This is a genomic window from Pseudomonas sp. KH_040 (assembly GCF_057839305.1).
In genome coordinates this window covers 825,037-851,622 of sequence record NZ_CM174487.1, presented here as the reverse complement: position 1 = coordinate 851,622, position 26,586 = coordinate 825,037, and the positions used below count along the sequence as shown (strand labels likewise).

Below are 26,586 nucleotides of genomic sequence, written 5' to 3'. Positions count from 1 at the left end.
GGGAATAAACGTGAACAACATAGAAATTCAAAAGCAGTTGGAAGAGGGGCTGCGCGATGCCCAGGTAGCTTATTATCTCCACCTCGAAGTGTCTGCAAACCCCAAAACGGAAGTCAAGACTGCCGAAGCGCTTTACGATCACTGTTTGCTCGATGCACTCATCAGCAACGATGTTTCGGCGACGCCGGTCAGCTTTGCCATCTCCAGCCTTCAACATCACATCGAACTGATTTTTACTCGCGGTTCGTCCGGTTATTCAAAGAGCGAGGAGCAGCGCTCTTACTGGCACAATGTTTTGAGTCATTACCCGACTTGGGCAGCCCACCAGCAACTGATGTATTTCCCTTCGCTTTATCTTGATCCAGCATTGCGGGTCGATAAAAGCGAAAACTTTTGCCAACTGGAAAACGATTTGACACAGGGACGGATCGACTCAGCGACCGCGCAAAAAGCAATACTGGGTTATCTGACCCGGTTTGAAGAAGTGGCGAACCTGAGTATCCTCAATGGTTATATCGATGGTGATGACGTCGACAACGGTGTTCATTATGTGCTGGCCAAATCGCGCTCAGCTGATCGCTATTATTGGCGCTCGCTCGATATGTCGCAGCGGCCAGTGAGGCTCACCACTGAGGGAGCCGAGAAACTCAAGCGCCCTGATCCTCTAGCCTGGAGTCAATGGGAAAAAGCAGATGTTCCGATTTCACAAAATGCCATTCAACACACCATTCGGCCCGTTTGGTTCAACAATCGACTATATGTATTCTGGGCAGAGAGTCACCATCAGCATCCTGACCAGCTTACGGATAAAAACACAAGAGGACAAAGCAACCCACAACTTAAACTTATTTATGCGTGGCGTAAAATCGACGGCACCTGGAGCCTGCCAAAAACATGTCTCGAGGGCTTTTTCCAAGGTTACCCGAACACAAAAACCGAGGATTTTAATAAACGTGTCTCGATCTACGCTTATGAACAAGATAATCAGATCGCAATAGGCCTGTCACTGGGTGACGTTAGCCTGACTGGCCATATCGATAAGAATTTTTTTGTTAAAGCAGCGGATAGAAGTACCTTTACCAAAGCACAAACAGAGAAATTGAAGGCCCTTTTAGAGGCCGTTAACCCTCGACGCGTAATGACGAAAAACAATGAAAACACTTACTGGGATATCGTTGATGAAGACTCATCGCAACTATTAAAACGTACCGTTCAACCGGATGAAACGACTCTATCCCATGAGAACATGATCAGTCTCGACACCGGTTTTGCCGCCGAAATGATTCGCCGCGCGGAAAACAGTCTGGACGAACTGTTCAACCTCGACTCACCGACATCCGAACTGTCCGCGCCAGGTTCAGCCCACACGAGGGATAAGGCGCTGGATTTTCATGGCGCTTACGGACAGTACTTCACAGAACTGTTTTTGTACGTCCCATGGCTGCTCGCGAGTCGCTTGAATGCCGAGCACCGTTACGAAGAAGCGATAAAATGGGTCAGTTACCTCTTCGACCCTTGGGGCCAGGATAACAATGGCCAGCAACAACTCTGGAAATCAGAACCCCTGAATCCTGTCGAAGAGCCTTCCTATGCGCATAAAAACCCCTACGACCCGCATCAGATTGCGCTCAGCCATCGCGTGCATTTTCGCAAGGCGGTGTTTTTTCTCTATATCGACATTCTGCTCAATCGCGCTGACGAGGCTTATCGCCGCCTGACAACCGAGAGTCTTAACCAGGCGAAGTCGCTCTATCTGCAAGCGCGTCATCTGCTTGGCAATCGCCCGGTGATCAACGGGCGGAAAGACCTCTGGGAGCCGATCACACTTGAGACACTGGCAAACGATGACCTGACGGAGATGAAACAGCTTGAACAGGAGCTCATCAAGAAGGATGGCAACGTCCCGCTGCATCTGAACAGGCAAAAAAACCCGGTACAACTGCAGCTCCCGGCGATCAAACATCTGCGTATTCCATTCCATCCGGATTTACTCAAGCGTTGGGATCAGGTGGACAGTCGCCTGTATAACTTGAGGCATGGTCTGGACATCGCCGGTAAACGCCAGTCCGTTCGCTTGTTCGAATCGCCTCAAGACCCACGCACGCTGTTGCTGACAGCCAACTCCGGTGGCCAGAGCGGCACGCCTTCGGCCCTTGCCTCGACGCAAATCCCGCATTACCGCTTCAATGTGATGCATGGACAGGCGTTGAGCGCCGTTGACAGTCTGATTCAGTTCGGCTTTACGCTCCTCTCACTGATCGAGCGTCAGGAACAATCGCAATTTCAGGAAGTGCAGCAACAGCAGGCCTGGGCGCAGGCATCGCTGGCGGTTGACTTACAGACACAGGCATTGCGCGGCGAACAGCAGAATCTCAAAGCGTTGCAGGTGGGCAAAGCGATCGTGCAGCAGCGGTTTGAGCATTTTGAAACGTTGCTCAAACAGGACCTCAGTGCCGAGGAGACCAATGCCAGTCAGTTGTACTTGCGCAGCGGTGTAGCCGAACAACTGGCTTTAGCCTCCCAGGCCGGTGCCGGTGCCCTGATGCTGGCGCCGAACACTTTCGGCCTGGCCAATGGCGGCATGCGTTGGGAGGGCGCATTGCATGCCTTGAGCGCCATCGCCCAAGGGGGAGCGGCCGCTGACCGAACGGCCGCCAGCCACCTGGATCGTACGGCACAATTCACCCGGCGCCGTGAAGAATGGACACTTGCGCGTGATCAAGCCGCACTGGAGCTGACCCAGATCGACGCCCAGTTGAAATCGCTGGAGGAACAGCAGAAAGCCACAGAGCTATTGATGCGTCAGGCGCAAACAGCTTTGTCCCAGGCCAAGAGCAACTACGACTTCCTCAGCACGCGCTTCTCCCAGGCACAGTTGTATCAGTGGCTTGGCACTCAACTCGCCCCTATCTACAGTCAGGCTTACGACATGACCCTGGTACTGTGCAAGGCCGCCGAGGCAGCCTGGCAGTACGAGATCGCCGATTTCAGCACAGTCTTCCTGCCGCATGGCACGTGGCAAAATTCCCGGCGTGGGCTTGGAGCCGGGGAGCCGCTAAAGCTGGCCTTGATGAAAATGCATGCAGACTACTTGCAGCGCAATTGCAGGGAACTGGAGATTCGCAAAACGGTATCGTTGCGTCAGCTCAAAGCCGCCAGCAATGAGGACTGGAGCAAAGTCCTGAGTGATTTCAAATCCACAGGCAAGTGCAATTTCGCCTTTACAAAAAAACTGTTCGAGCAGGATTACAAAAAGCACTATCTGCGCCGGATCAAAACCATCAGCGTTTCCTTCCCGGCAGTTCTCGCGCCGTATGAAAACGTTCGGGCGACCCTGATGCAGCTCTCCAGCGAAGTCCAGCTGACATCCGCACCGGACTCGCCAGCCCTGAAAAACCAACGGGTCAACGAAATGATCGCGCTGTCGACCGGCGTTGACGATAACGGCCTGTTCACTCTTAATTTCAACGACGAGCGCTACCTGCCATTCGAATTCACCGGCGCCATTTCCAGTTGGAGTCTGTGCCTTTCCAATCAACAAGAGCGAACGACTTTCATCGACTCGCTGACTGACGTGCTTGTTCACATCAGCTACACGGCCAGGTCGACGGGAGGCCAGCAATGAGTCGCCCTGAGTCCGTTTCCATCAATATTCCGGCGCTGCCCAAGGGTGGTGGTGCCATTCAAAGCGTGGGTAAAGGCTGGGGGCCTGTAGGACCGACCGGCGCTTCCAGTTTCCAGTTGGCGTTGCCGATCTCGACGGGGCGCGGGTTTGACCCGGCCATGACCCTGGGTTATTCGAGCTCGGCAGGCAACGGCGTGTTCGGCATCGGATGGAATCTGCCGACACCGGCAGTGACCCGCGTGACCGGCAAAGGGGCGCCCACTTACACCAGCGAAGACGAAGTTGCCGGCCCGGACGGCGTCGAGTGGTATCCGGCGCAGTCGAGCCGACACGACAAGTACAATAATCTTGATCTGAAAAAAAGCTACACGGTAACGCGCTATCTGGCTCGAGTGGAAAGCGCTTTCGACCGGATTGAACACTGGTCTACCGACGATGACCCCGCCGGTTTCTGGCTGGTTCATGCCGCCGATGGCACCCTTCACCTGTTCGGCCGCCAGGCCATTGCACGACGGGCCGACCCTGCGGATCTACAGCGCGTCGGCGAATGGCTGCTGCAAGAAAGCGTCAACGCTTCAGGCGAGCACATCTACTATGAATATCAGGCCGACGTTGCTGCTGGTAAAGCGACGGCACAGCGTTATCTGAGCCGTGTCTGCTACGGCAACGAAAAATCTCAGCAACACCTGTATCTGTGGCATCCGAAGCGCCTGGAGTCCGTGCGCTGGCATTTTGAACTGGTATTGGACTACGGCGGACGCGATACCGGGTACTCGCAAAAACCCGGATATGTCGCTGGCAATGCAGTCCATCGCGAAGATGAAGTTCTCAATTACGCTTACGGGTTTGAGTTGCGCACGAAGCGCTTGTGCCGGCAGATTCTGATGTTCCATTGGTTCCCCACCGAACTGGGAGACGACCCGCAGCTAGTCAGGCGCCTGCTGCTCGACTATCAGCAAACCGAGGCGGGTTACCATTTGCTGTCAGCCGCTCATCAGCAGGCATTCGACGCGGCGCCCGAGCCCGAAAGCCATCCGCCTGTTGAATTCAGCTACAGCGAATTCAATTTGCAACCATCGGCCTCTGCCTGGACATCCTTCAGCCAGATGCCCACGGTCGAGAGCCACCGCATGGAGTGGGTCGACCTGTATGGCGAAGGCTTGCCAGGGTTGCTCTACCGACACCAAGACCACTGGCGTTACCGTGAGCCGTTACGCGGCAAGCCGAACACCGACCACGTCGTGTACGGCGAAGGGCAGCTTCTGCCCGCCCTGCCAACGCTGAACAATGCATCCCGGCAATCGCTGTCCGACCTGACCGGCGACGGGCGTCTGGACTGGGTCATTGCGCAACCGGCCATGAGCGGTTTTTTCTCCATGTCGCCGAATCGGTCGTGGACCGACTTCAACGCTTTCAATGCGTTTCCTCTGGACTTCTTCAACAACAAGGCCCTTCAGGCCGATCTGATGGGCGAAGGCTTGGCCGATCTGGCAATGATCGGGCCACGCAGCGTCCGGCTGTACGCCAACCAGAGGAGTGACGGGTTCAGCGCTGCACATGAAGTCGCCCGCTCCGATGACGAAGATAACCTTCCGATTTTCAGCGACTCGAAGCAGGAGCTGGTCGCGTTCAGCGATCTGCTTGGCAGCGGCCAGCAGCATCTGGTGCGCATCCGTCACGATGAAATCAAGGTGTGGCCGAACCTTGGTCGCGGGCGTTTTGGCACGGGCCGGGTTTTAACCTGGCCCGGTCTAGCGCGCGAAACTTTCGACGCTTCGCGCATTCGTCTTGCGGATCTGGACGGTTCGGGCGCCGCAGACCTGATTTACCTGACAGCTGAACACGCGATGATTTTCGTCAATCGCGCCGGCCACGGCTTCGATTCAGCAGTGACGTTGACCTGGCCCGAGACTTGGCGCTTCGACGATCTGTGCCGTGTCGATCTGGTCGACACCCGTGGTCTGGGCTGCTCCAGCCTGGTGCTCCATGCGCCCCGAAACTCCCCACATCACTGGCGCTATGACTTCGTCCCGCACAAGCCCTACCTGCTGACCACCTCAAACAACAACATGGGGCAGTCCACGAGCATTGTTTACCGCAGTTCCGCGCAGGAATGGCTGGACGAAAAAACCGAGCGCATGAAGGGGAAAAAGGTCGACCTGACCTGCCACTTGCCCTTTGCCTTGCATCTGGTCAGGAGCCAGACGCAACGGGATGAAATCACTGAAAATCAGCTGACTCAACGCTTCAACTATCGCCAGGGCTACTACGACAGCAAGGAGCGGCAACTGCGCGGATTTGGGCTGCTGATCGAAAGCAGCAGCGAACGCTTGTCCAGTGCCGACCTCATGCCGCCGAGCAGAACCCGCCAGTGGTTTCATACCGGCCAGCCAAGCGAGCCATCTCGCCGCGGCTACGACATATCCGACAAACACGCGCGCCCCTTGGGCAATGTCTATGTGAGTCGGTATCAGGACGCAAAAGACCTCGCCGTCGAAGCGACCGATGAAGCCACCCGCCGGGCGATTGCCAGGGCCCTGTGCGGGCGCCTGTTGCGGCGCGAGGTCTTTGATCTCGGCGCAGGGTCGAAATTGCGCAAGCTGCTGCAGGTTGAAGAACACCGTTATCACGTGCGCCTGCTGACACCACAACAGGTTGCGCGAGACCACGTCCGTGTACTGCCTCTGGAACTCGAATCGATTAATTACAACTACGACGGCTTCGTTGCAGATCCGCAATGCCTGCACACGATCAATGCCCGCCGGGACCGGTTCGGTGCCGTAGAGCAGAGTTTCCAGATCCATTACGCGCGACGCCTGACCGCCAGTGACACCGCCCCCTTCGATCAAGTCCATGAAAGCGACTGGTGGAAAGACGCCCATGACCCGGCGCAACAGCGCTTCTACATCAGTGAGCACTGTGCCGAATACATTCATCTCAGCGATGATCAGGACTGGCGTCTCGGCCTGCCATGGCGCCAGCGCAGCCAGGCATACGAAGCAGGTAAGTCAACGGCAGTCGATGGGTTGAACCCAAGTGACATCAATTACGAAAAGTTCGCGAAATGGCTTGTCGACTCTGGCGTTGCGAAGACGGGAGTGTTGACCGGATTGTCCGTACAACGCTATCAAAACGCCCGGAGCGGCCTGGTATTGCCCGACGGCGTGGCTGAATTCGCCGGCATTGGCGCCTACGTCGAAACAGCTGAATTTGATCAATCAGCCCTGCGTGCCTTCGATACCCTGGCGCCCGATCTTCGGCCAGACGACGCGTTGCTGAGCCGTTTTGGCTATGAGCGCATGAGCGACTGGCTCGCGCCCGCCGGGGCGCAAAACACGTTCTGGTCGGTCAAGAGCGGCTTCGTGACCGTGGCCTCAGGAAAAGGCTTCCATAAACCTGAGTCCCTGCAAGCCACCGCACTCCAGGGTCGGGTGACCGTAGAGCATGATGCGTATCACTGCTGTGTGCTCGCCATTCGTCAGGAGGATGGCTGCACCACCCAGGCCAGATACGATTACCGTGTCATGGCACCAACGCAAATCACCGACGCCAATGGCAACATCAATGAAGTGCTGATGAACCCTTTCGGTCAGGTACTGGCCAGCAGTGTGCATGGAACCGAGCAGGGCCGACCGGTCGGATTCGCCAGGCTGAGCAGCTACCGACGACCGGACTCGCTCACACCGTCGAGCGCAATTGCCGATCCGCAGGGCGCACTGCAGAAAGCTGCAAGTGTCGCCGCCTACGATGTGTTCAGCTGGATGGGCCGCATTAAAGAAAACGCACGGCGCGATATCGAATGGCTGAAGCGCTGCGTAGCACAAGGTCTTCTGTTACCCGACGGCCACATCTGCACACGCGCCCGCGAACTTGCCGCCAGTGGCGCTCGGCTGAGCGGTGATGCGCAACAACTTGCAGCACTGATTCAGCAGGCACATCGCGAGCCCGTGCACACAGCCTTGTTGAGTGCGGACCGTTATCCCGACGATCAGCAGCAGATCCATATTTCCCTGAGCTGCCTTGATGGCTTCGGGCGGGAGTTGCAAAGCAAACAAAAGGTCGATCCGGGACTGGCATACCTCGTCGGCGACGACAACAGACTCGTCCTCGTTAACGACGTCGCGCACGAAAGCGCCACCACCACACGCTGGTGCGTCACCGGCAGGCAGGAATACAACAACAAGGGCCTGCCAATCCGCATCTATCGACCGTACTTCGCCGATCGTCACTGCTACGTCAAGGACACGTCGATGCGCACACTGGACCATTACGACCTCCAGCATTACGACGCACTGGGCAGACCGACCGAAACATTTCTGGCAAAACAGGGCGCGATTTCATACCTGCGTCGCCACCGTTATCACCCTTGGTATTCAGTCATGGAAGACGAGAACGACACCCTTGAAGAAGTCATGTCCGCCACCTCGAAAGGAGTGCAAGCATGAGCGCCCGCCTGCACAACAAGACACCTGACGTCAGCGTCATCGACAGCCGTGGACTGATGGTGCGCCACATCGCTTATTACCGCAGCAGTGAATCGGAGGTACCCGCAACCCCCAGGGTCACGCGGCATACCTACGACACTGCCGGACACCTGATCGAGCAGTGGGATGCCAGACAGGACGCACGAAAACTCGTGCCTAATCGCACGATGTCCTACTCGCTGGCCGGCACGCCATTGGGCGTGGTTTGTGTCGATTCCGGATGGAGCCTGTCACTGGCTCAGGCCACCGGCCAGCCTGGCAGGCGTTGGGATCAACGCGGCAACCTCTGGAACATGGAATATGATCGCCAGTTACGCCCGGTGAGGGTCGATGAACAATCGCCCGGTCAAGCCATGCGCGTTGCCGAACGCTTTACCTATGGCGACAGCTCTGTCGACTCGGCACAGCGCAATTGCTGCGCCCGACTGGTGCGTCACGATGACAGTGCGGGCACGTTGTCGAGCAATGCCTATGCGCTGTGCGGAGAACCGTCCGACCAAACACGGCAACTGTTAATCGCTGCACAATTGCCCGACTGGCCAGACACCGTCGAAAAACGTGACGCCCTGCTTGAGGATCGACGCCATACCACACATTGGCAGTACGACAGCAGCGGTACGATGCTCGAACAAACCGATGCGAAAGGCCACACCCAACGCTACAGCTTCAATGTCGCCGGGCAGCTCAAAACGCTGCACCTGAAGATCGCCGACCAGCCCGCCGAACGCGTGATCATCAGCGACATCGAGTACAACGCGTTTGGGCAGATCCAGTCCCAACGGGCCGCAAACGGCGTGATCAACCGCGCGAAGTACGATATGGCCAGCGGTCGTCTCTGTGAGCTGAGTGCCTCGAAGGCTGGCCGGGTCCTGCAGGATTTGCAGTATGTCTTCGACGCAGTGGGCAACGTCTTGTCCATTGCCGACAAGGCCCAGCCCGCCAGCTTCGCGAACAATCAACAGGTACAGGCCGTCAGCCGCTTCACGTATGACAGCCTTTACCAATTGACCAGCGCCACCGGCCGCGAGGCACAGGCAGCAATCACCCAGCCGAAACTGGTGCCCGCTGCCAGCATGACCATTGCGGTCGGAGAGTTGTTCAACTACACCCAGCAATTTTCTTACGACACGGGCGGCAATCTGACGACCTTGCGCCATGTTCGCGATGGCAATCAATATACGAGAAACCTGCACATTGCCGAAGACAGCAATCGTCTTGTTGCCTGGAACCAGAGCGATCCGGCCACCGACACGGCCATGGGCTGGGATGTCCATGGAAATCTGCTGACCTTGCAGCCCGGTCAGCCGCTGCAATGGAATGCCTTGAACCAATTGGCTGGCGTGACACTGGTCAGCCGTGCCAACGGCGCCAATGACGAGGAACGCTACACCTATGATGGCAGCGGTCAGCGGGTGCGCAAATCCCGCACGTTTCACGGCGGGACGCTCACCCATCGCGATGAGGTGGTTTATCTGCCGGGACTGGAATTGCGTTCGCAGAACAAGCAGCGTCTGGAAGTCATTACTCTGCAGGCCGGTCGATGCAACATCCGTTATCTGCACTGGACTGAGGGCAAACCTGCAGCCATGGGCTCCCGCCAGCAACTGCGCTATAGCCTGGACGAACCCTGTGGATCTTGCATGCTGGAACTTGATGACGACGCAAATCTGATCAGCCAGGAAGCGTACTACCCTTTTGGAGGCACGGCCTGGAGCGCCGCGCGGTCAGCAATCGAGGCGCAATACACAACGGTGCGCCACTCGGGCAAGGAACGCGACAGCAGCGGCCTGTATTACTACGGACACCGCTACTATGCCCCTTGGTTGCAACGCTGGATCAGCGCGGACCCAGCCGGAACCGTCGATGGCTTGAACCTGTTTTGCATGGTGGGCAACAACCCGATCAGATATAGCGATCAGGGCGGACTACAGAAATTTGAAGCGGTAAACTATGTCGATATTGCCGATAGCGCAATCGAGCGTGCCCCGAATGCGCACTTCAAAAATCGAGCTTATTCAATTTTCTCGGCAAAAACCGGCGATTACCTGAAGGGAATTCAACATTCGCGATCCACAGGTGATTTGAACGGAACGCTAGCTCAAGATAATACAACTCAGGCGCCCGCCACCTCCAGGGATATACCCAGGGGGGTGAAAAACCGTACGGCACACGCAGCCTATACCCGGTCAGACGACCCGGCGTCACCGCTGATTGGTTCATTTTTCAATTTGCCTGGCAGTCCCAGTGGCAAGAATCCGTTTCCTGGTATCGAGGTGAACGGGACGGACTACACCACCAAAGGCATTCCGACTTTCAATGCCGTCAAGACACGCGTACAGAAGGGACAGGCGATCTGCGAGCCTTTTAAAGAAATCGAGCTACTCGCGCCCAGCGATCTTGGCACGTACTCGGTAACGGATATAAACGCATTTTTGAAGGGTGTGGAAGACCAATATCGAATATTTAGTGCAACGCCATTGCAGACCAGAACCAAGAAATTGATCGAAGACCATATCCACGCCAACCCGGTAATCCCGATACGAGCAGGGGTGGCTGGGCTCCACGCAGATGTGCAAGCCATCAATCATGTGGCTAGCACTCTGCCGAAAATAGATAGAGAGGGCAACGTCGACGAAGTTGCGTTCCAAAAAGCGATGTTCAATACAACCCTGTACGTGCAAAAGCTGACCGTCCCTGGCAGTCTGAACTTCCCCGCCTGTGGCAATTGCTCGGGAATCATTCCAAAAAATGTTGCCGTGGCCACTGGCTTATCGCCCTTCGCTCGCCATGCGCCGGAAATACGCAGGAGACACTCTTCCGGCTGAATAACAGGCTGGGCGATGGTATAGAGCGACTGTCGTGCCACAGATTGATCGCATTCCCCTTGAAAAGGATGCGATCAATCTGCACTCGTCGATAGCCGCACTTCGGTTGAGCGCGAACTCACACCATCTCTTCACGAATCCACTCAACCACCGACGTACGCTTCGGCACCCAGCCCAGCAGTTCGCGGGCGTGTTTGCCGCGTACGCGGCTGTTGGAGCCGAGGCCATAGTTGGCCATTTCGTAGCCCCATTCGGCTTCAGCGTCTTTCAACGGCCAGTCTTTTGGTTGACCTAGGTTCAGGGCTTCGGCCATGGCGGTGGTCATGTCGATGAACGATGCTTCACCGCTTTCAACGAAGTAGAAAGTACCCGGAACGTTCTTGGTCAGCGCCAGCAGATACAGGGCGACGACGTCTTCGATGTGCACGTTGGACCAGATGTTCTGGCCTGTGCCGACATGGCGCACCACGTCACTTTTGCGTGCTTGCTTGAGTAGTCGCGGCAACTGCACGCTGTCGCGGTTGACGCCCAGGCTATGGCCGTAGATCAGCGTGTTGCAGATGACGGCGGAGTTCACGCCGTCCTTCGCTGCTGCAAGGATCAGGTTGTCGATGGCCACACGTGCGGCCTTGTCGACGGTCGGTTCTGGCAGGTTGTCCTCAAAGTAGATGACATCGCTGGACTTGCCGCCCGAGGCATCGCCGACGATGCTCGAACCGCTGGTGTGCAGGAATACTTTATTGGAACCGCGCAAGGCATCGAGCAGCGCTTCGACCGCACCGCGATGGTCGCTGCTGGCGGCGTTGATCACCGCATCCGCAGCGCGGGCCTGTTCGACGAGCAGTGCTTTGTCATCAAGAGTGCCGATGACCGGGGTGATGCCAAGCGCTTTCAACTCAGCAGCCTGCTCGGCGCTGCGCACCAGTCCGGTGACTTGATGCCCGGCCTGAACCAGACCGGTAGCGATCGAACCGCCGATAAATCCGGCAGCGCCGGTGACGAATACGTTCATGAATTAACTCCCTGCGTGAGTAAGTGATGGGACGAGTATCTGCCCGTGAGCCGGAGGGAAAAACCCGCCCCTGCCCAATTCACTCTTGCGCAGAGGTCACGAATCAGCCCTTGAAATCAGCGCTGGCGTAGGCGGCGAGTTTGCTCTGGATAAAATCGAGGAAGCACTGAATGCGCAGCGCCAGTTGCGAGTTACGGTAGTACACGGCGTTGATCGGTTGGCGATAACCGCTGTTGAATTCACCGAGCAGGACTTTCAGGCGCCCGGCCCGAATGTCATCGATGGTCATGAAGTGCGACAGACAGGCGATGCCCTGACCTTCCAGCGCCAGGTGGCGCACGGTCTCGCCGCTGGAGGCGCTGATCGCTGGGGTGATTGGCCAGCGGTCACCGTGCACGTAGCGCAGCGGCCATTGGTTGAGGCCTTCGTTCTGGGTGAAGCCGAGCAAGGTGTGTTCGCTCAGGTCGGCGACTTGCTGCGGCGCGCCGTGTTTTTCCAGATAGGCGGGGCTGGCGACGATCAGCAGCGGACTGCAACCGAGCGAGCGCGCGTGCAGCGTCGAATCGGCGAGAGTGCCGATGCGGATGGCGACGTCGGTGCTTTGTTCCAGCAGGTCAATGATCAGGTCGTTGCTGTTGAGTTCGAGCTGGATGTCCGGATAGAGGCGGCGGAATTCGTCGATATACGGGACCACCGCGTGGAGCATGAACGGCGATGCGGCATTGATCCGCAAGCGCCCGGACGGGGTTTGCTGGCGCGAGGACAGGCGTTCTTCGAGTTGATCCATTTGATCGAGAATCAGCTTGGCCTGCTCGAAGAAATACTTGCCCTCCTCGGTCAGGTCCATGCGCCGCGTGGTGCGGTTGATCAGCGTGGTATCGAGCTTGGCTTCCAGCTTCGACAACGTGCGACTGACCGCCGACGGCGTCTGCCCGACCTGTTCGGCGGCGGCGGAAATCGAACCGCATTCGATCACGCAGACGAAAATCTGCAACTCATCGGATCTGGCTTTCACGGGTGTCCTCTTTGAAATCGCCAAGATCGCAGATGACTGCAACGCGCTGTAGGAGCTGCCGCAGGCTGCGATCTTTTGCTGTTACCACCGATAGTAGCCCGAAACCATTCAGGCCTTGAGAGCAAACACCTCGGTCAGATGCTGCTCATAGCGCGCCACATCAGCCTCGATATTCGGCCGCTTCATCACGTCGACACAGAGGAACGTCGGCAAACCGGTCATGCCCAAAAACTCATTGGCTTTGTGAAACGGGAAGTACACCGCGTCGACGCCTTTGGCTTCGAAGAAATCAGTCGGGTCATCGAACGCTTGCTGCGGTGCATTCCAGGTCAGCGACAGCATGTATTGCTTGCCCTGAATCAGACCGCCACTGCCGTACTTCTGCGAGGCATCGGAACGGGTGCGGCCGTCGCTGGCGTAGAGGCTGCCGTGGCCTTCGGTGAAGACTTCGTCGAGGTACTTTTTCACCGTCCAAGGCGCGCCCATCCACCAGCCTGGCATCTGATAAATGATCACGTCGGCCCAAAGGAATTTGGCGACTTCTTCAGCAACGTCGTAGCCCTCGTCGATGAAGGTGGTCTTGACGTCGACACCGCCGCGATCGAGCACGCTCAGCGCAGCTTCGTGCAGGGTGGCGTTGTAGCGACCGTCGGAGTGAGCGAACTTTTTACCGCCATTGAGCAACAGCACTTTTTTCATGAGAAAGCCTCGGCGCAGCCATTGGGCTGGGTGGAGAAGAGAAATGGGAATGGCGGCAGATTAACGATCCGCCTCGCGCGGAATAAGCCGGTTTTGCGCAAAATACATTTGATCAAAAAGCACGAATCGAATGCCGATTGTTGCCATAGCATTTGCGGCCATCAGAATTTGAGGAGTTGCTGCGATGAGTGAACGCCAGGGTTTTATCCTGCACGCCAAGACCCGCCCGGAAAAAGCCGAAGCCTTCGAGACGCTGTTTCGCGCTTACGTTGAGCCGAGTCGCGCGGAGCCGGGCTGCATCGAGTACCACATGCTGCGCGACAAGGAAGACCCGACGCTGTTCATCTTCTACGAGATCTGGGCGTCGCAAGCGCACCTGGATGTGCACTCGAACCTGCCGCATATGAAAGCATTCTTTGAGCAGCGCATGGATTATCTGGAGCGCGATTTTGATATCCGCCAGATCGAAATGCTCAGCGAAGCCTCGGCTAACCGCTGATCAACAAATGGGCGCCGAGCGCGCCCAGACCGATAAAGAACACCCGCTTGAACAGCACGGCGCTGATGCGTTCGCGCAGCCATTGACCAAGCAACATGCCGAGAATGGCCGGGATCAGCGCCAGCAGCGAAGCGCTTAGTTCGTCGCCACCGAGCGCGCCACGCCAGAGCAATCCAGCGGCCAATGCCAACGTCGAAACGGTGAATGACAGGCCCAGCGCCTGCACCAGTTGATCGCGATTCAAGCCAAGCGCTTGCAGGTATGGCACCGCCGGAATCACGAAGACGCCGGTGGCCGAGGTGATGACGCCGGTGATCAAACCGCACGCCGGGCCGAGCCAGGTTTCATGACGCGGCTGGATGCGCAGTGTTGGCAGAAACAAGCCACTCAACGCATAGAGCAACAGCGCCGCGCCCAACCCGCGCACCAGCCAATGCCCGCCCGCCATACCGATCGATAACGTGCCGATTGCGGTGCCGAAGAAGATCATCAGCAGCATCGGCCACAGGCGTTTGACCAGTCCTTTGAGGTGACCACCAAAAGCCAGTTGCCAGACGTTGGTCAGGGTTGCCGGGATGATCAGCAAAGCGGCTGCCTGCGACGGCGCCATAGCCAGACCGAGCAGCCCCATGGCAACGGTCGGCAGGCCGAGGCCGATCACGCCTTTGATCAGGCCGGCGAGGATGAAGGTCATGATGACCAGCATGGACAGGGCCAGGCCGAGGTGCTGGTAGAAATCTGTGAGTGTGTGCATCGCGCTACTCTGCGCCAGTCGGGGTTGGCTGAAAATCTGCCATATACTGAGGCTGCCTCTCTCCTGACAAGAGGCTGATATTTTTTTGAAGCTGTTGGCCTCATCGCTGGCAAGCCAGCTCCCACAGTTTTTTTGTTGTTCACACATTTTGAGATCAACACTGAAACCTGTGGGAGCTGGCTTGCCAGCGATGGGGCCAGCCCAGACACCACAAAAACCAGAGGCTGCCAATCATGCACTTCGACCTCACCGACCTGCGCCTCTACCTGCACATCCTCGACACCGGCAACATCACCGCCGGCGCCGCCCGCAGCCATTTATCCCTGGCCGCCGCCAGCGCCAGGATCCGTGCCATGGAAGCCTCACTCGGCACCGATTTTCTCGAGCGCGGCCGCCGTGGCGTCACGCCGACACCGGCCGGCAAAGCCCTCGCCCAGCATGCGCGCATCCTTCTGCAACAAGCCGAACGCCTGCAACAGGATCTGGCCGACTATGCCCAAGGCGTCAAAGGTCAGGTGCGCTTGCTGTGCAACACGACCGCGATCACCGAATACCTGCCGGAAGTACTCGCGGACTTCCTGCGCGATCATCCCAATCTCGACATCGACTTGCAGGAACTGCCCAGCGCGCGCATCACCCACGCCTTGCGCCAAGGCGCGGCGGACCTCGGGATCGTCTCCGATGCGGTCGACACCCATGGCCTGCAAACCCGGCCCTTTCGCGACGATCCATTGGTACTGATCCTGCCCCCTGACCATGCTCTGGCGAGTCGGCCGTCACTGACGTTTGGTGAAACCCTGGCGCACGACTATGTCGCGCTTGGCAGCCACAGCGCGCTGGCGATTCACCTGGAGGAACAAGCGCTGCACATCGGCCAGCGCATGTCGATCCGGATCCGCGCCGATGGCTTCGAGGGGGTCATGCGCATGGTGGCGCGAGGTGCGGGGCTGGCCATCGTGCCCAAGGTGGCCATCGAGCGCTGGGCGGCAGTGCACTCGGTAACGTGCCGGCCGCTGGACGAAGTCTGGGCGCATCGCACCTTGCAACTGTGCGCACGCGACTTCGACCACCTGCCCGGTTACGCCCGGGCCTTGTTTGATGCGCTGGTGCCTTGACTCTACCGCTAGGGGCAGACTCTATCCTGTGCGCTTCATTTCAGGAGTACACACAATGAGCAAACGAATGCTCGTGATACTGGGTCACCCCTCCACCGACAGCTTTTGCGGGGCATTGAGTGAAACCTATGTTCAGGCCGCCAAAGACGCCGGGCATGACGTGCGGTTGCTGCGTCTGGATGCGCTGGAGTTCGACCCGGTCCTGCACGAAGGCTACAACAAGGTGCAGCCACTGGAGCCGGACCTGCTGCAAGCGCAGGCCGATATCACCTGGGCCGAGCACCTGACATTTGTCTATCCGATCTGGTGGGGCGGGATTCCGGCACTCTTGAAAGGCTTCGTCGACCGGATTTTCCTGCCGGGTTTCGCCTTCAAATACCGCGAAGGCAAAGCCTTCCCCGACAAGCTGCTCAAGGGCCGCACCGCGCATTTGCTGGTGACCATGGACACGCCGTACTGGTACTACAAATGGATTTATGGCATGCCCGGGCTGCATCAGATGCGCAAGACCACGCTGGAATTCTGCGGCATCAAGCCACTGAAGACGCTGACCTTCGGGCCGATCCTCGGCTCCAAGCCAAACCAGCGCGATGCCTGGCTGGAACAGGCGCGCGTGACCGCCGCCGTCTAAGGCTTTCCAGCCGCCTCAGCTGACGGCGCACAAGCCGCCGTCAGTGCCTCTTCGGGCTCCCCTTCACGCGCCCGTCCGTCGCCTGTGCACGTCATTTACGCGCAGTTGCAATTTTCAGATGGTATTGGACATATAATCGCCGCCGATCCGGCATGACGCCTGATCGCGCTAGCTATGTTTGACCATCGAGACGGACCTTTATGTATATCGGCAAAGCCGCCCAGCTGTCGGGCACCACAGTCAAAAGCATTCGCCATTACGAAGAAATCGGCCTGTTGCCCGAGCCCAAGCGTGAAGGCAAATACCGCATCTACAGCCAGCAAAGTGTCGAAGTGTTGACGTTCATCAAGTGCGCCCAGCAACTGGGCTTCAAGCTCAAAGAGCTGCAGGTGATCCTCAACAACTACCGCGGCGACGAATTCCCGTGGGACATGGCACAAAGAGCCATCGCCGAAAAAAAAGCCGAACTGGTAACCCAGATCGGCGATTTGCAGCAATTGCATGATGGCCTCGAGGCGTTTGAACACAACCTCAACGACGCCCGCCAGGAATGTCAGTTCGAACGCATCGCCCGTTATGGCGAAAAAAACCCGGTCAATACACTGAACTGAAAACCCTTCTGCGCCGCATGACCAGACTCGCCTGCCGTCTCAGGGCAGGCGCGACCGTGCGTTGGCAAATCAGCCCGGCACCGGCTCCCCCTCTGTGCGCAGTGCTGGGGCCGGCGCATGCACCGGCGCAATCGCCGCAAAGAACCACGGCGATACCAGTGTCACCAGGACAATGGTCATGACCCCGCTGGAAAACAGCGCCATCGCCACCAGTGCGCCGAGATCGACAATCGGCTTGAAGTCGGAAAACAGCAGCGCCATGAAACCCACGGAGAAGATCACCACGTTGATCACCGTCGAACGACCGACGCTGTGCATCGCCTGCAAAATGGCCGCGTCGATTTCAATGCCTTGCTGCACCAGCAACTTGATCCGCGACAGCAGGTGCACCGCGTAATCCACCACCCCGACCACCAGGAACGTCACCAGCGTCGTGCCGATGTTCAGCTCGATACCGAACAGGAACATGAAGCCGTAGACCGTCACCGACGTGGTCAGCAAGGTCAGCATGCCGAGCACCCCGAGGCGCACCGATTTGAGCCAGTACATCATCATCAGCGTGACGACCAGCAAAGCCAGGGAAAAACTCAGCACCTGGCCCTGAGTGATTTCCTGCAGAACGCCCGTCCAGATCAACGGCGTGCCCGCGTGGGTCACCTCCAGGTTCGCCGGTTTGTTCACCAGCAACCAGGCATCGAGGCGATCGAGCATGCCCTGATAGTCGCTGGCGACCGACGAGGTCATGGTGTACAGGGTCAAGGCCTTGGAGAAATCGGCGTTGAGCACGTTGTTCAGGTCCGAACCGCCACCGTTTTCGAACAACATCACATGCTGCTCGATCAGCGAATTGCCCGGCACCTCAAAACGCTCGACCTGCCCGTCTTCATTGACTGATGTCACTTTCTCCACGGCATTCGGCACCCGCAGATACTCCGGGTTCATGTCGTTGAGCACCAGGTTCATGCGCTTGACGTAGGTGGCCAGCGAGTAGCCGTAACTGACGTTCGGTTGCTGCTTGATGAAGTGGTCGAGCTTGTCGATGAACTGCACCACTTCGGTGGTCAGCACGCCGCGTGGTTCTTTGCTGTCGATCGCGATCCAGCCCGGCGCCGTGCCCGCCACTTTGGCGTGGTTGATGAACTGATCGGACACACGAATGTGGCTCTCAGGCTTGAAGTAAGCAATGCCGGAGTCTTCGATATCGACGCGGAAGGTGAACACGGTGGCCAGCGCCAGCAGCGGCAGCATGACCATCAGGATCGGTTTGCGAAAGCGGATCATCCAGGCACAGAACGCGACCAGATACCGCGAGATGATCGATTCCTTGTGCACCTCAGCCTTGGCCTGCTGCGGCTGATCCTTGCCCCAGATCGAGATCCACGCCGGAATCAGCAACAGCGAAATGATCAGCGCCGCGGTCAGGCCGATCGACATGAACACGCCGAAATTGCGGATGCTGACAATGTTGTTGGTGGTGGAAATCATGAACGTGGCGATGGTCGTCACGGTCGTCAACACCACCGGCACCACCATCAAGCGCTGGGTTTCGCGGTTGGCCTCGCGATTGCTCTTGCCGGCGTTTTTCTGCTCGTAATATTCAGCCATCACGTGGATCGCATCGGAGCAGCAAATAGTGAACAGGAACACCGGCAGCACACTGGTCAGCAGGTCGAACGGCACCCGCAACAGCGCCATCAGGCCCAAGGTCCAGATGGTGCAGAACAGAATGTTGAACAGCGGCAGCAGCACGCCCAGCGGTTTGCGGAAGAAGAAAATCAGCAGCAAGGTAATCAGCAGAAACACGATCGGGAACAACACGGCCAAGTCGTGATCGATGATTTCCTGCTGCGCGGCGATGAAGATCGGCATGCCGGCAATGAAGATTTCGTCCTTGTACTCCGGGTGCTCGGCCTGATACTGCGCGACGATGCCGCGCACGATCTGATAAGCCCGCAGTTGCGCCTGAGCGTCGTCCTGCTTGGTGCCGAGTTCGGCCACCAGCATCGCAACTTTCTTGTCTTTGGACACCACCCCGTCGACCATCAACTCGTTACCCATGATCTGCGACTCGACCAGCGCCGGGTCCATGTCATAGGCATTCAGGGTTTTGTGGATCAACAGTTCGCCGTCGTCGGTCAGGACGATGTTTTCCAGATCGCCCATCGAGGCCATTTCGCGAATCGGATTGATCCGTTCGGCGAGAAAGGTCAGGAACAGCTGATCGTGGGAATCCCAGTTCTGGCTCTGAGCATGATCACGCAATGCCTTGGCGTTGGCGTAATCGTTCTGCGAAAAACCACCCTCGAGAATGTCCCGGGTCAACAACTGCGCACGGCTGTCGTCTGGATGCCGGGCGACGATCTGCGCCAACTGCTCCTTGTCGGCATCGTTGGCCAGGATCATCTTGCGCACCGACTGCGACATCGAAAACAACGCGTTGAGTGTTGATTTGTTGAACACCGTTTGCGGGTTGTTCAGCGCCACCATCACCGAGTCGAACGTGCCGGTGAACTCACCCTGTAAATCGATGATGGTCTTGCGCGCCGGGTGGCTTTCCTTGAGCAGGTAGGGGTTGGTGTCGGACACCAGCGCGCCCAGCGTATAAGTGAAATACGCCGTAATTGCCACCAGCAGGAAAACAATCGCCCGCGCATAGCGCTCGACGAAATTCAGATATCTTTCCATGATCATGCGGTTCCAGGTCGTCGGGGTCGGCGCTTAGCGGGCAGACACGGCAAAGTCCGGCAGATCACCGGTTTTCAGCCCGCGTTTGATGGCGGTCTGGGTGAAGAGGCGGTCTTCCAGAGAAACGTTGTATTGCAACTGGTTGAAGCGCATTTCCGAACGCGTGCCGTCGATGAAGTGCTCGGTTTCACTGAGCACAATGCTGTCGATCGAATCGATGGTCGCGACTTTCTGCGTGCGCATCTGCTTGATCAGCACACCTTTGACGTCGAAGAAGTCCTGACGCATGACCAGGAAATTCTGCTTGTCGATCCACACCTTCAGCTTGTTGTAACCGGTCTTGGCCAGCACTTCGGGGGAGGCGGGTTCGCGCTCGATCACGTAGCAGTCGCGGCCCTTGATCTGTTCTTCGCCGACGAGTTTCTGCGAGTAGTCCTTGACGCGAATCTTGTCCAGATCGGCGTACGAATACTCACTGCCCATGAACGAGCCACGCTTGTCGGTGGTGGAGATGCGGCGGGTCTGGCGGCTGACCGGCAGGTACATCCACTGGCTGTCTTCCAGGCCGAGGGTTTCGTGCGGGTTTTCGATGTGGAAGGCAACGTCACGCACGTCAGTCGGTGCGGAAAAGTACATGCTGAACTTGTCGCTGTCCGGGTAATCCTTTTGCAGGTAGGTGAACTCGCGAACGCGGGTATTGCCTTTTTTGTCATGCAGGATCAGCGAAACCTGGGACATGAAGCTGTTCCCGTCATTGCGATCGCGTACCTGACGGATGATCTCATCGGCATTGCCGGCCTCGGCGGCATTGGCGCAGGCGCTACCGAGGATCAATGCGGCGGCGGTCAGACTTTTCAAAAACGGCAACATGACAACTTCCTTTTCGTTGGATGAATGCACCTGCGCGCAAGAGCGGCAGGCGTGATGGGTCAGAACAGATAACCGGCCGACAGCCGCACTTGGTCGCGCTTGCTGTACTCGCCGAAAGTCTTCTCGGGCTTGCCGAAGAACACGTCCACTTCCAGGCCGAGCTTGATGTAGTCGACCGGCTTGTAGGTGAAGATGCCTTGCAACAAGGCGTCGTCCTGAAACGGCGGTGAGCCAGCGACCACCAGACGACTCTTGAGGCGGTCCTGCCAATGAGTGCCTTCGGCTGACAGGGTGAACAGCGGTTCGTGTTTGTCCTGCAACATGCCGTCCTGCCAGTCGAGCAACACCTGCTCCTGCCACTGCGCGGAGATCAGCCAGTCGCGCAACAGGTAGTCGACACCCAGCAGCGACTTGACCATCGGCGTGCTGTCGGCACCGTAGGCGCGGGTCGGATTGGTCACTCGCCAGTTGTCGAAATACGCCACCTCGCTGCGCACCACGATGCTGTGCCCGGCGTCGATCGCCAGCCCGGCACCGCCCATGGTGTATCGGGGAAACTGCCGTTCCAGCCGCGTGCGGCCGTCGTCGGCGAGGCCTTCGACCGCGTACACCGGGTCCTGCTGACGCGCGCTCAAGGCAACAAAACTGGTGTCCACCGCGCCGATCCGGCCATTGGCGCTCAAGCCATAGGAATAGCCCTTGTCGCCGTCATAGCCGGGTTTGGAATCGAGCAGGAAATACTGCGGGTCCGGCGTAGCAAACAGTGGCGCGGCAAATTCACTGCCCTCTACCGGCGCCCGGTTTTTCACGAAGTCAGTGATCCACAGCGCCTCCAGTTCCCACTCGCCCACCGGTTGCGCAAAACGCACCATGGGCACGGCGATGCGGCTGTCTTCGAGCAGCGGCGTCAGGCCATCGCGATAGTCCAGCGGGTTGATCTGATCGAGCACGCGCAATTCATCCGCGCGGCCCCAGACCACTTGCTGCCAGCCCACCGTCACCTCTCCGTCACCCAGCGAATGGCCGACGTAGAGGTGCCGCCAATCGGCGTCGAAACGGTACTTGTCCCGCGCCCGCTCGCTGTACGGATTGTTGCCGTCATAGCGCGCGTCATAACGCACGCGGCCCTTGGCCTTGTAGTAACCACCCTCCCAGTTGTCTTCCAGATTGGCCTTGAAATACACGGCTTTCTGCGTGACCTGATCGTCACCGTGCAGACGCACGGCCGTGGCCACGCCGACTTCACCGTCGGCGTAATCGGGCTTGAGATCAGCGACGGTCAATTCGGCCATCGCGCCGGGTGCAGCCATGCACGCCCACACCGCACCCACGATGTGACTGTTGTGAAATCGAGGCATCGCTACATTCCCAACCCGACACCGCCATCGATCACCAGACTCTGCGCGGTGACCCCGCCAGCCTCGGGGCTGGCCAGGTAACGCACCATCGCCGCCACTTCTTCGCTCTGGATGAAACGGCGCATCGGCAGTTTCTTCTTCGCGTTGCGCACGATCTGCTCCTGGGTCAACCCGGCAATCGCCGCTTGCGTCGCCAACTCACCCTGCAACATCGGCGTATCGATCCACGCCGGCAGAATCGCGTTGACGGTGATCTGCCGCGAAGCGAGATCCAGCGCCAGCGCCTTGGTCATGCCGACGATGCCGTGCTTGGAGGCGCAATACGCGGTGTTGCGCACCTTGCCGGCACGGCCGAGGATCGACGACATGTTGATGATTCGCCCACGGTCCGGCATCAGCGCCAGACACAGCGAGGTCACGTAGAACGTGCCGTTGAGGTTGACCGAAATCACCTTGTGCCAGTTGTGCAGGTCTTCCGGCTCGTTCTCGTTGCAGATGCCGGCGCTGTTGACCAGCACATCGACGTATTCGACTTGCGATCCGAGGGTTTTAAAGAACGCTTGCATGGCCGGCAGGTCGGCAATGTTCGCCGCATGGGTTTCGACCCGCGCCTTGATCTGCTCCTGTCGCTCGTCGACCCAGCGCTGCAGTTCGGCCAGATCGAGATCCAGCAGGATCAAGCGATTGTCGGCGTCGGCGGCAAAGTTCTCGGCAACCGCGCGGCCGATGCCTTTGGCCGCACCGGTGATCAGAATGGTCCGGCTCATGGCATTTTCAACCCGCCGTTGACCGACAGGACCTCCCCGGTCAGGTACAAACCGCGATCGGCGAGGTACAGCACCGCTTCGGCAATTTCCTCCGGTTCGGCGTAGCGTTTGATCAGTAGACGCGACTGGATTTCTTCTTCCTGACTGCCGATCAGCGCCGTACTCATCTCGGTCTTGACGATGCCCGGGGCGACCGCGTTGACGCGAATGTTGCGCGGCGCCAGCTCCACCGCCAAGGCACGGGTCAAGGATTCGACCCCGCCCTTGGCAGCGGCATAGTTGCTTTGGCCTTTGCCGGGCTTCTGTGCCGCCACCGAACTGATGTTGACGATGCAACCGCTACGCTGGCGCAACATGCCCGGCACCACCTGCTGACAGCACAGCATCGTGCCGATCAGGTTGGTCTGGATCACCTCGACCAGGTCGCGCGCTGACATCGTCGCCAGCAAACCATCGCGGGTGATGCCGGCGTTATTGACCAACAGATCGATACGCTGAAAATGATGATCGACCCGCTCGAAAAACGCCTTGATGCTGTCGCCGCTGCTGACATCGCACTGCAACGCCAGGCAATCGATCCCCGACGCCTGTACCTCATCGCGCAAGGCCATCGCCGCGACTTCATCGCGTACGTAACTGAACGCGATCTGATAACCCGCCCCGGCCAGGGTCTGGACAATCGCCCGACCGATGCCACGACTGCCACCGGTCACCACTGCTACTTTATTCGGCATGACCGTTCCTTAAAGCGAGTTATCGGTTTTGAATTGCGCGAGGCTGAAGCCGTGGGTCGCGGCCAGTGCTCGAATCTGCTGCACTTGCTCGCGGCTGATGTCGCCGTAGGAGTAGTGCTGTTTCATACCGGACAGGCCCATCAGCACCGACTCGGCCATGCACGCGTACAACTGACCTTGCTTGAGATAGGCCCGAACGTTTTTCACCAGGCCATCGCCCAGCGGCGTCTGCACGATGCCGCCGTGCATGTAGAGCACGTCGGAGCGTTGGCTGGCGAGGTTCTGGTCAACGTTCAGCGGTACGGCGATGTCGCAGATCACGCTGTTTTCGGCGAAGTGCTCGGCGAAAAGAAACGGCTGCGGTGCGTTAGCCGCGCAGAGCACGATGCGCGCCTGTTTCAGCACATCAAGATCGTTGCTGACGGTGATAAAGGCGTTCGCGCCCAGGCGTTCCTCGACCAGTTTTGCCACGCGCTGCCCCAGATCGGCACTGCTGCCGTGGGACTGCAAGATCCCATCGATTCCATCAATTTGCTGCAGGCGACGGGCGAGGCGATCGTGTTCGGCGACACCCTTGAGGATCGCGCGGGCGGCTTCGGCGTAAATCTGGTGAGCGGTTTTTTCCAGACGACGCAGGGAACCGTCGCGGCCGCTGCCGATGAGGATCAGGTGCTCGACGCTGGTCGACAGCAGTGAGGCGTAGGTCGAGGCAATATTGCCCGCCGCACCGACCACCGCAGCGGTCTGCTCGCTCAGTTCCAGGCCTTGCTGCTTGCAGCCCTGCTCGATGGCTTCCAGGCCCATGCCGATGGTCAGTGCGTTACCGGAGGTCAGCGCCATGTCAGGAATCTGCAGCGCCTGGCAGTTGTTGGTGACGATCGAGGTGTACATGCCCAGGCCGGCGACGGTGTAGCCATCGGCGCGGGCATCCTTGATGCGATTGCCGACTTCTTCGCGGATGGTCTGCAGATCGCCGCTGGCGATGTACGCCGCCATGGCATCGGAATCCATGCACAGCGGGTACAGGGTGAACTCCACGGCAGTGCCGAGTTTCGAGCGAATCTGCACCGGGCCGATCGGCGCGGCTCGGCGCTCGGGCGCCATGCGCTTGATGAACTCGCGTTTCTGTTCAGCGCTCAGGGTCGACAGTGAAGGATCGACGTCGCTGAGCATGTCCGAATCAATCAAATGGTTGATGAACGCCACGCGAGCCACCACACGCACGTTCTCGTCAGACTTTGGGCGGGTTTCGCTCTCCTTGAAGCTGACCTCGCGCGCGGGCACGTCAGCGATGCTGTCGGCGCACACACCGGCGGCCAGCGGGAAGGCGTCGCGGCGGCGCAGCATGTCACAGACTTTCTGCAAGGAAGCGATCAGTCCATCGATCTCTTCGAAGGTGATGCACACCGGCGGTTCCAGTCGGATCACATTGGCGTTGCTGCCCGACGGCGCCACGCGCAGGGATTCGAATTGCAGCAAGTAGCCGGCGATGATGTAGCCCAGCGCATCGTTGTACTGCGCCGAGGCCTGAACCAACGAACTGGTGCCGGTCAGGTCGTGCAGTTCGAAACCGAGCAGCAAGCCACGGCCACGCACGTCGGCGATGACGTCCGGATAGGCCGCCTTGAGTTCCAGCAGCGAAGCCTTGAGGTATTCGCCTTTCTTGTTCACGTCCCTGAGCATCGCGCTGTCGTTCTCGAACAGACGGCGCAGGGCCGACAGGGCGATATGGCAGGACGCATCATCTTCGGCAAAGGTCGAACTGTGGATGTAGCTGAAATCGTTTTCGTAGTGGCTGGCGCGAATCACCGTCGCGGCAATCTTCATCAGGCCACCGCCCAGCGCTTTCGACAGGCAGTAGTAGTCACCCTGCAAGTTGAAATGGCTGGCACCCAGCAAAGTGCCGGTGCGGCCGAAACCCGATTGCACTTCGTCGATGATCAGCGGGCATTGCTGCTCGTTGCACAGGCGCCGCAGGCCCAGATAGAACTCATTGGCGAACTCGTTGATGCCGCCCTCGCCCTGAATCGGCTCCAGCAATACCGCGGTGATCGCGCTGAATGCTTCGCGGCGCACTTGCAGGGTTTCGCCGTTCCATTCCAGGCTCAGCCAGTGACGTACGTGACGGGCCGGCAGTTCTTGCAATTGCTGGGGCTGCTGCGGGTCGATGAACTCGACGTTGAGGCCGAAACGGGCGAACGGCTTGCGGTACTGCTTGCCGTACGTCAGTTGAACGGTGTTGACCAGTTTGCCGTGGAAGCTGCCGCGCACAGCGAGGAACACCGGCTCAACATGCAGTTGCGCCAGGTTGTGCTGACGCACCGCTTCGGCCACTTGGCGCACGGTGACGCAGGACAGATTCTGCGGCAACAGACCGGCGGGCAAATCGAGATCGTCAATGTCCAGTTCGACGTAAGCCTTGTCGCTGGCGACCAGATTGGCGAGAGCGAAATCGCGCTCGTCGAATTGCTTCTGCAGGTTTTTCTGACGGCGGTATTCGGCGTGCTTGACGGCGATTTCCACCGACTCGGCGCCACTGTTGGAGAAGGTCGAAATGTAGCGTTCGCTGTTGTTCAGCTCACGGTTGAACGCTTCACTGAGTTCACGCCCCAACTGCCCCGCCGCACCGCGCACCGACATCTGCGCGTTGAACGGTACATCGGCACGCAACAGGTCGACGAGTTGATCGACAAATTGCGGATCGTTGTGACCATACAGCGCGGCGCCGTAACCGCCGAGGAAGTCAGTGACCGTCACCTCTTCGCCCTGCCGGTCGCGGTAAAACAGTTTGCTGCCCAGCGCTCTGTGGAACTGGCATTCGAGGCCCAGGGCCTGCATCAATTCAACGAATTTCGGCCGTACGTAATCGCGGTAATCCATGACAGTTCTATCCCTTGAGTAA

The 26,586-nt window shown here is 58.5% G+C and carries 17 protein-coding genes; 7 read left to right on the top strand and 10 right to left on the bottom strand.

Annotated features, from left to right (window positions below; genetic code table 11):
• The first annotated feature begins 10 nt into the window (after nucleotides 1-10).
• The 3 genes from AC3IUF_RS03670 to AC3IUF_RS03660 are packed head-to-tail and all read left to right on the top strand — an operon-like array spanning nucleotide 11 to nucleotide 10,934.
• Nucleotides 11-3,625 (top strand): Tc toxin subunit A-related protein, encoded by a 3,615-nt coding sequence (locus AC3IUF_RS03670; protein ID WP_123375812.1) that lies wholly within the window; start codon nucleotides 11-13, stop codon nucleotides 3,623-3,625.
• Nucleotides 3,622-8,070 (top strand): SpvB/TcaC N-terminal domain-containing protein, encoded by a 4,449-nt coding sequence (locus AC3IUF_RS03665; RefSeq protein WP_489280399.1) that lies wholly within the window; start codon nucleotides 3,622-3,624, stop codon nucleotides 8,068-8,070. The genes AC3IUF_RS03670 and AC3IUF_RS03665 overlap by 4 nt, the downstream gene beginning before the upstream one ends.
• Nucleotides 8,067-10,934, top strand: a complete 2,868-nt coding sequence (locus AC3IUF_RS03660; RefSeq protein WP_489280397.1) for an RHS repeat-associated core domain-containing protein — start codon at nucleotides 8,067-8,069, stop codon at nucleotides 10,932-10,934. Before AC3IUF_RS03665 ends, AC3IUF_RS03660 begins: the two co-directional genes overlap by 4 nt.
• A gap of 118 nt (nucleotides 10,935-11,052) precedes the next feature.
• Here the strand turns inward: AC3IUF_RS03660 and AC3IUF_RS03655 are convergent, their stop codons facing one another.
• The 3 genes from AC3IUF_RS03655 to mdaB all read right to left on the bottom strand — a co-directional run bounded on the left by AC3IUF_RS03655 (nucleotide 11,053) and on the right by mdaB (nucleotide 13,660).
• Nucleotides 11,053-11,946, bottom strand: a complete 894-nt coding sequence (locus tag AC3IUF_RS03655) for an NAD-dependent epimerase/dehydratase family protein (protein ID WP_489280395.1) — start codon at nucleotides 11,944-11,946, stop codon at nucleotides 11,053-11,055.
• Nucleotides 11,947-12,049: 103 nt separating this feature from the next.
• The gene (locus tag AC3IUF_RS03650; RefSeq protein ID WP_095114184.1) at nucleotides 12,050-12,961 is read right to left on the bottom strand and encodes a LysR family transcriptional regulator; all 912 of its coding nucleotides are present in this window, start codon (nucleotides 12,959-12,961) and stop codon (nucleotides 12,050-12,052) included.
• A 108-nt stretch (nucleotides 12,962-13,069) separates the two neighbouring features.
• Nucleotides 13,070-13,660: an NADPH:quinone oxidoreductase MdaB gene (gene mdaB, locus AC3IUF_RS03645; protein WP_489280393.1), complete on the bottom strand. Its 591-nt coding sequence runs from the start codon at nucleotides 13,658-13,660 to the stop codon at nucleotides 13,070-13,072.
• A gap of 184 nt (nucleotides 13,661-13,844) precedes the next feature.
• Between mdaB and AC3IUF_RS03640 the strand changes: the two genes are divergently transcribed.
• Nucleotides 13,845-14,159, top strand: a complete 315-nt coding sequence (locus AC3IUF_RS03640; RefSeq protein ID WP_489280391.1) for a putative quinol monooxygenase — start codon at nucleotides 13,845-13,847, stop codon at nucleotides 14,157-14,159.
• On the opposite strand, the gene AC3IUF_RS03635 is transcribed toward AC3IUF_RS03640, so the two are convergent.
• On the bottom strand, nucleotides 14,149-14,913 hold the full coding sequence (locus tag AC3IUF_RS03635; RefSeq protein ID WP_489280389.1) for a sulfite exporter TauE/SafE family protein: 765 nt from the start codon (nucleotides 14,911-14,913) through the stop codon (nucleotides 14,149-14,151). The genes AC3IUF_RS03640 and AC3IUF_RS03635 overlap by 11 nt on opposite strands.
• 233 nt (nucleotides 14,914-15,146) lie before the next feature.
• Here AC3IUF_RS03635 and AC3IUF_RS03630 point away from each other — a divergent pair, with 233 nt between their 5' ends.
• From AC3IUF_RS03630 to AC3IUF_RS03620, 3 genes are all read left to right on the top strand, one after another.
• Complete coding sequence (locus tag AC3IUF_RS03630; RefSeq protein ID WP_007911587.1) at nucleotides 15,147-16,028, top strand: LysR substrate-binding domain-containing protein; 882 nt, start codon at nucleotides 15,147-15,149, stop codon at nucleotides 16,026-16,028.
• A gap of 55 nt (nucleotides 16,029-16,083) precedes the next feature.
• Nucleotides 16,084-16,659 carry an NAD(P)H-dependent oxidoreductase gene (locus tag AC3IUF_RS03625; protein WP_007911589.1) on the top strand — a complete coding sequence of 192 codons (576 nt, stop codon included), beginning with the start codon at nucleotides 16,084-16,086 and terminating at the stop codon, nucleotides 16,657-16,659.
• Nucleotides 16,660-16,859: 200 nt separating this feature from the next.
• Complete coding sequence (locus AC3IUF_RS03620; RefSeq protein ID WP_034154373.1) at nucleotides 16,860-17,270, top strand: MerR family transcriptional regulator; 411 nt, start codon at nucleotides 16,860-16,862, stop codon at nucleotides 17,268-17,270.
• 69 nt (nucleotides 17,271-17,339) lie between these two features.
• On the opposite strand, the gene AC3IUF_RS03615 is transcribed toward AC3IUF_RS03620, so the two are convergent.
• From AC3IUF_RS03615 to AC3IUF_RS03590, 6 genes are read right to left on the bottom strand one after another with little or no spacing between them, the layout of a single operon-like run.
• Entirely contained in the window at nucleotides 17,340-19,955 is a 2,616-nt protein-coding gene (locus AC3IUF_RS03615) for an efflux RND transporter permease subunit (RefSeq protein WP_489280388.1), read from the bottom strand.
• Between the two features lie 33 nt (nucleotides 19,956-19,988).
• Nucleotides 19,989-20,825 (bottom strand): outer membrane lipoprotein-sorting protein, encoded by an 837-nt coding sequence (locus AC3IUF_RS03610; protein WP_123375816.1) that lies wholly within the window; start codon nucleotides 20,823-20,825, stop codon nucleotides 19,989-19,991.
• A 59-nt stretch (nucleotides 20,826-20,884) separates the two neighbouring features.
• Nucleotides 20,885-22,183: a DUF1302 family protein gene (locus tag AC3IUF_RS03605; RefSeq protein WP_463542352.1), complete on the bottom strand. Its 1,299-nt coding sequence runs from the start codon at nucleotides 22,181-22,183 to the stop codon at nucleotides 20,885-20,887.
• Nucleotides 22,184-22,185: 2 nt separating this feature from the next.
• Nucleotides 22,186-22,950, bottom strand: coding sequence for an SDR family NAD(P)-dependent oxidoreductase (locus tag AC3IUF_RS03600; protein WP_077570926.1), 765 nt, complete (start codon nucleotides 22,948-22,950; stop codon nucleotides 22,186-22,188).
• On the bottom strand, nucleotides 22,947-23,684 hold the full coding sequence (locus AC3IUF_RS03595) for a 3-oxoacyl-ACP reductase family protein (RefSeq protein ID WP_489280385.1): 738 nt from the start codon (nucleotides 23,682-23,684) through the stop codon (nucleotides 22,947-22,949). The genes AC3IUF_RS03600 and AC3IUF_RS03595 overlap by 4 nt, the downstream gene beginning before the upstream one ends.
• Before the next feature lie 9 nt (nucleotides 23,685-23,693).
• Nucleotides 23,694-26,564 carry an aminotransferase class III-fold pyridoxal phosphate-dependent enzyme gene (locus AC3IUF_RS03590; protein ID WP_463542351.1) on the bottom strand — a complete coding sequence of 957 codons (2,871 nt, stop codon included), beginning with the start codon at nucleotides 26,562-26,564 and terminating at the stop codon, nucleotides 23,694-23,696.
• Between the last annotated feature and the right edge of the window lie 22 nt (nucleotides 26,565-26,586).

Excerpts from the sequence above, each read along its gene's own strand:
- AC3IUF_RS03660 (WP_489280397.1), top strand. The coding sequence starts at position 8,067 with ATGAGCGCCCGCCTGCACAACAAGACACCTGACGTCAGCGTCATCGAC.
- AC3IUF_RS03655 (WP_489280395.1), bottom strand. The coding sequence starts at position 11,946 with ATGAACGTATTCGTCACCGGCGCTGCCGGATTTATCGGCGGTTCGATC.
- AC3IUF_RS03640 (WP_489280391.1), top strand. The coding sequence starts at position 13,845 with ATGAGTGAACGCCAGGGTTTTATCCTGCACGCCAAGACCCGCCCGGAA.
- AC3IUF_RS03590 (WP_463542351.1), bottom strand. The coding sequence starts at position 26,564 with ATGGATTACCGCGATTACGTACGGCCGAAATTCGTTGAATTGATGCAG.
- AC3IUF_RS03620 (WP_034154373.1), top strand. The coding sequence starts at position 16,860 with ATGTATATCGGCAAAGCCGCCCAGCTGTCGGGCACCACAGTCAAAAGC.
- AC3IUF_RS03615 (WP_489280388.1), bottom strand. The coding sequence starts at position 19,955 with ATGGAAAGATATCTGAATTTCGTCGAGCGCTATGCGCGGGCGATTGTT.
- AC3IUF_RS03595 (WP_489280385.1), bottom strand. The coding sequence starts at position 23,684 with ATGCCGAATAAAGTAGCAGTGGTGACCGGTGGCAGTCGTGGCATCGGT.
- AC3IUF_RS03630 (WP_007911587.1), top strand. The coding sequence starts at position 15,147 with ATGCACTTCGACCTCACCGACCTGCGCCTCTACCTGCACATCCTCGAC.
- AC3IUF_RS03610 (WP_123375816.1), bottom strand. The coding sequence starts at position 20,825 with ATGTTGCCGTTTTTGAAAAGTCTGACCGCCGCCGCATTGATCCTCGGT.
- AC3IUF_RS03635 (WP_489280389.1), bottom strand. The coding sequence starts at position 14,913 with ATGCACACACTCACAGATTTCTACCAGCACCTCGGCCTGGCCCTGTCC.
- AC3IUF_RS03625 (WP_007911589.1), top strand. The coding sequence starts at position 16,084 with ATGAGCAAACGAATGCTCGTGATACTGGGTCACCCCTCCACCGACAGC.
- AC3IUF_RS03600 (WP_077570926.1), bottom strand. The coding sequence starts at position 22,950 with ATGAGCCGGACCATTCTGATCACCGGTGCGGCCAAAGGCATCGGCCGC.
- AC3IUF_RS03605 (WP_463542352.1), bottom strand. The coding sequence starts at position 22,183 with ATGCCTCGATTTCACAACAGTCACATCGTGGGTGCGGTGTGGGCGTGC.
- mdaB (WP_489280393.1), bottom strand. The coding sequence starts at position 13,660 with ATGAAAAAAGTGCTGTTGCTCAATGGCGGTAAAAAGTTCGCTCACTCC.
- AC3IUF_RS03665 (WP_489280399.1), top strand. The coding sequence starts at position 3,622 with ATGAGTCGCCCTGAGTCCGTTTCCATCAATATTCCGGCGCTGCCCAAG.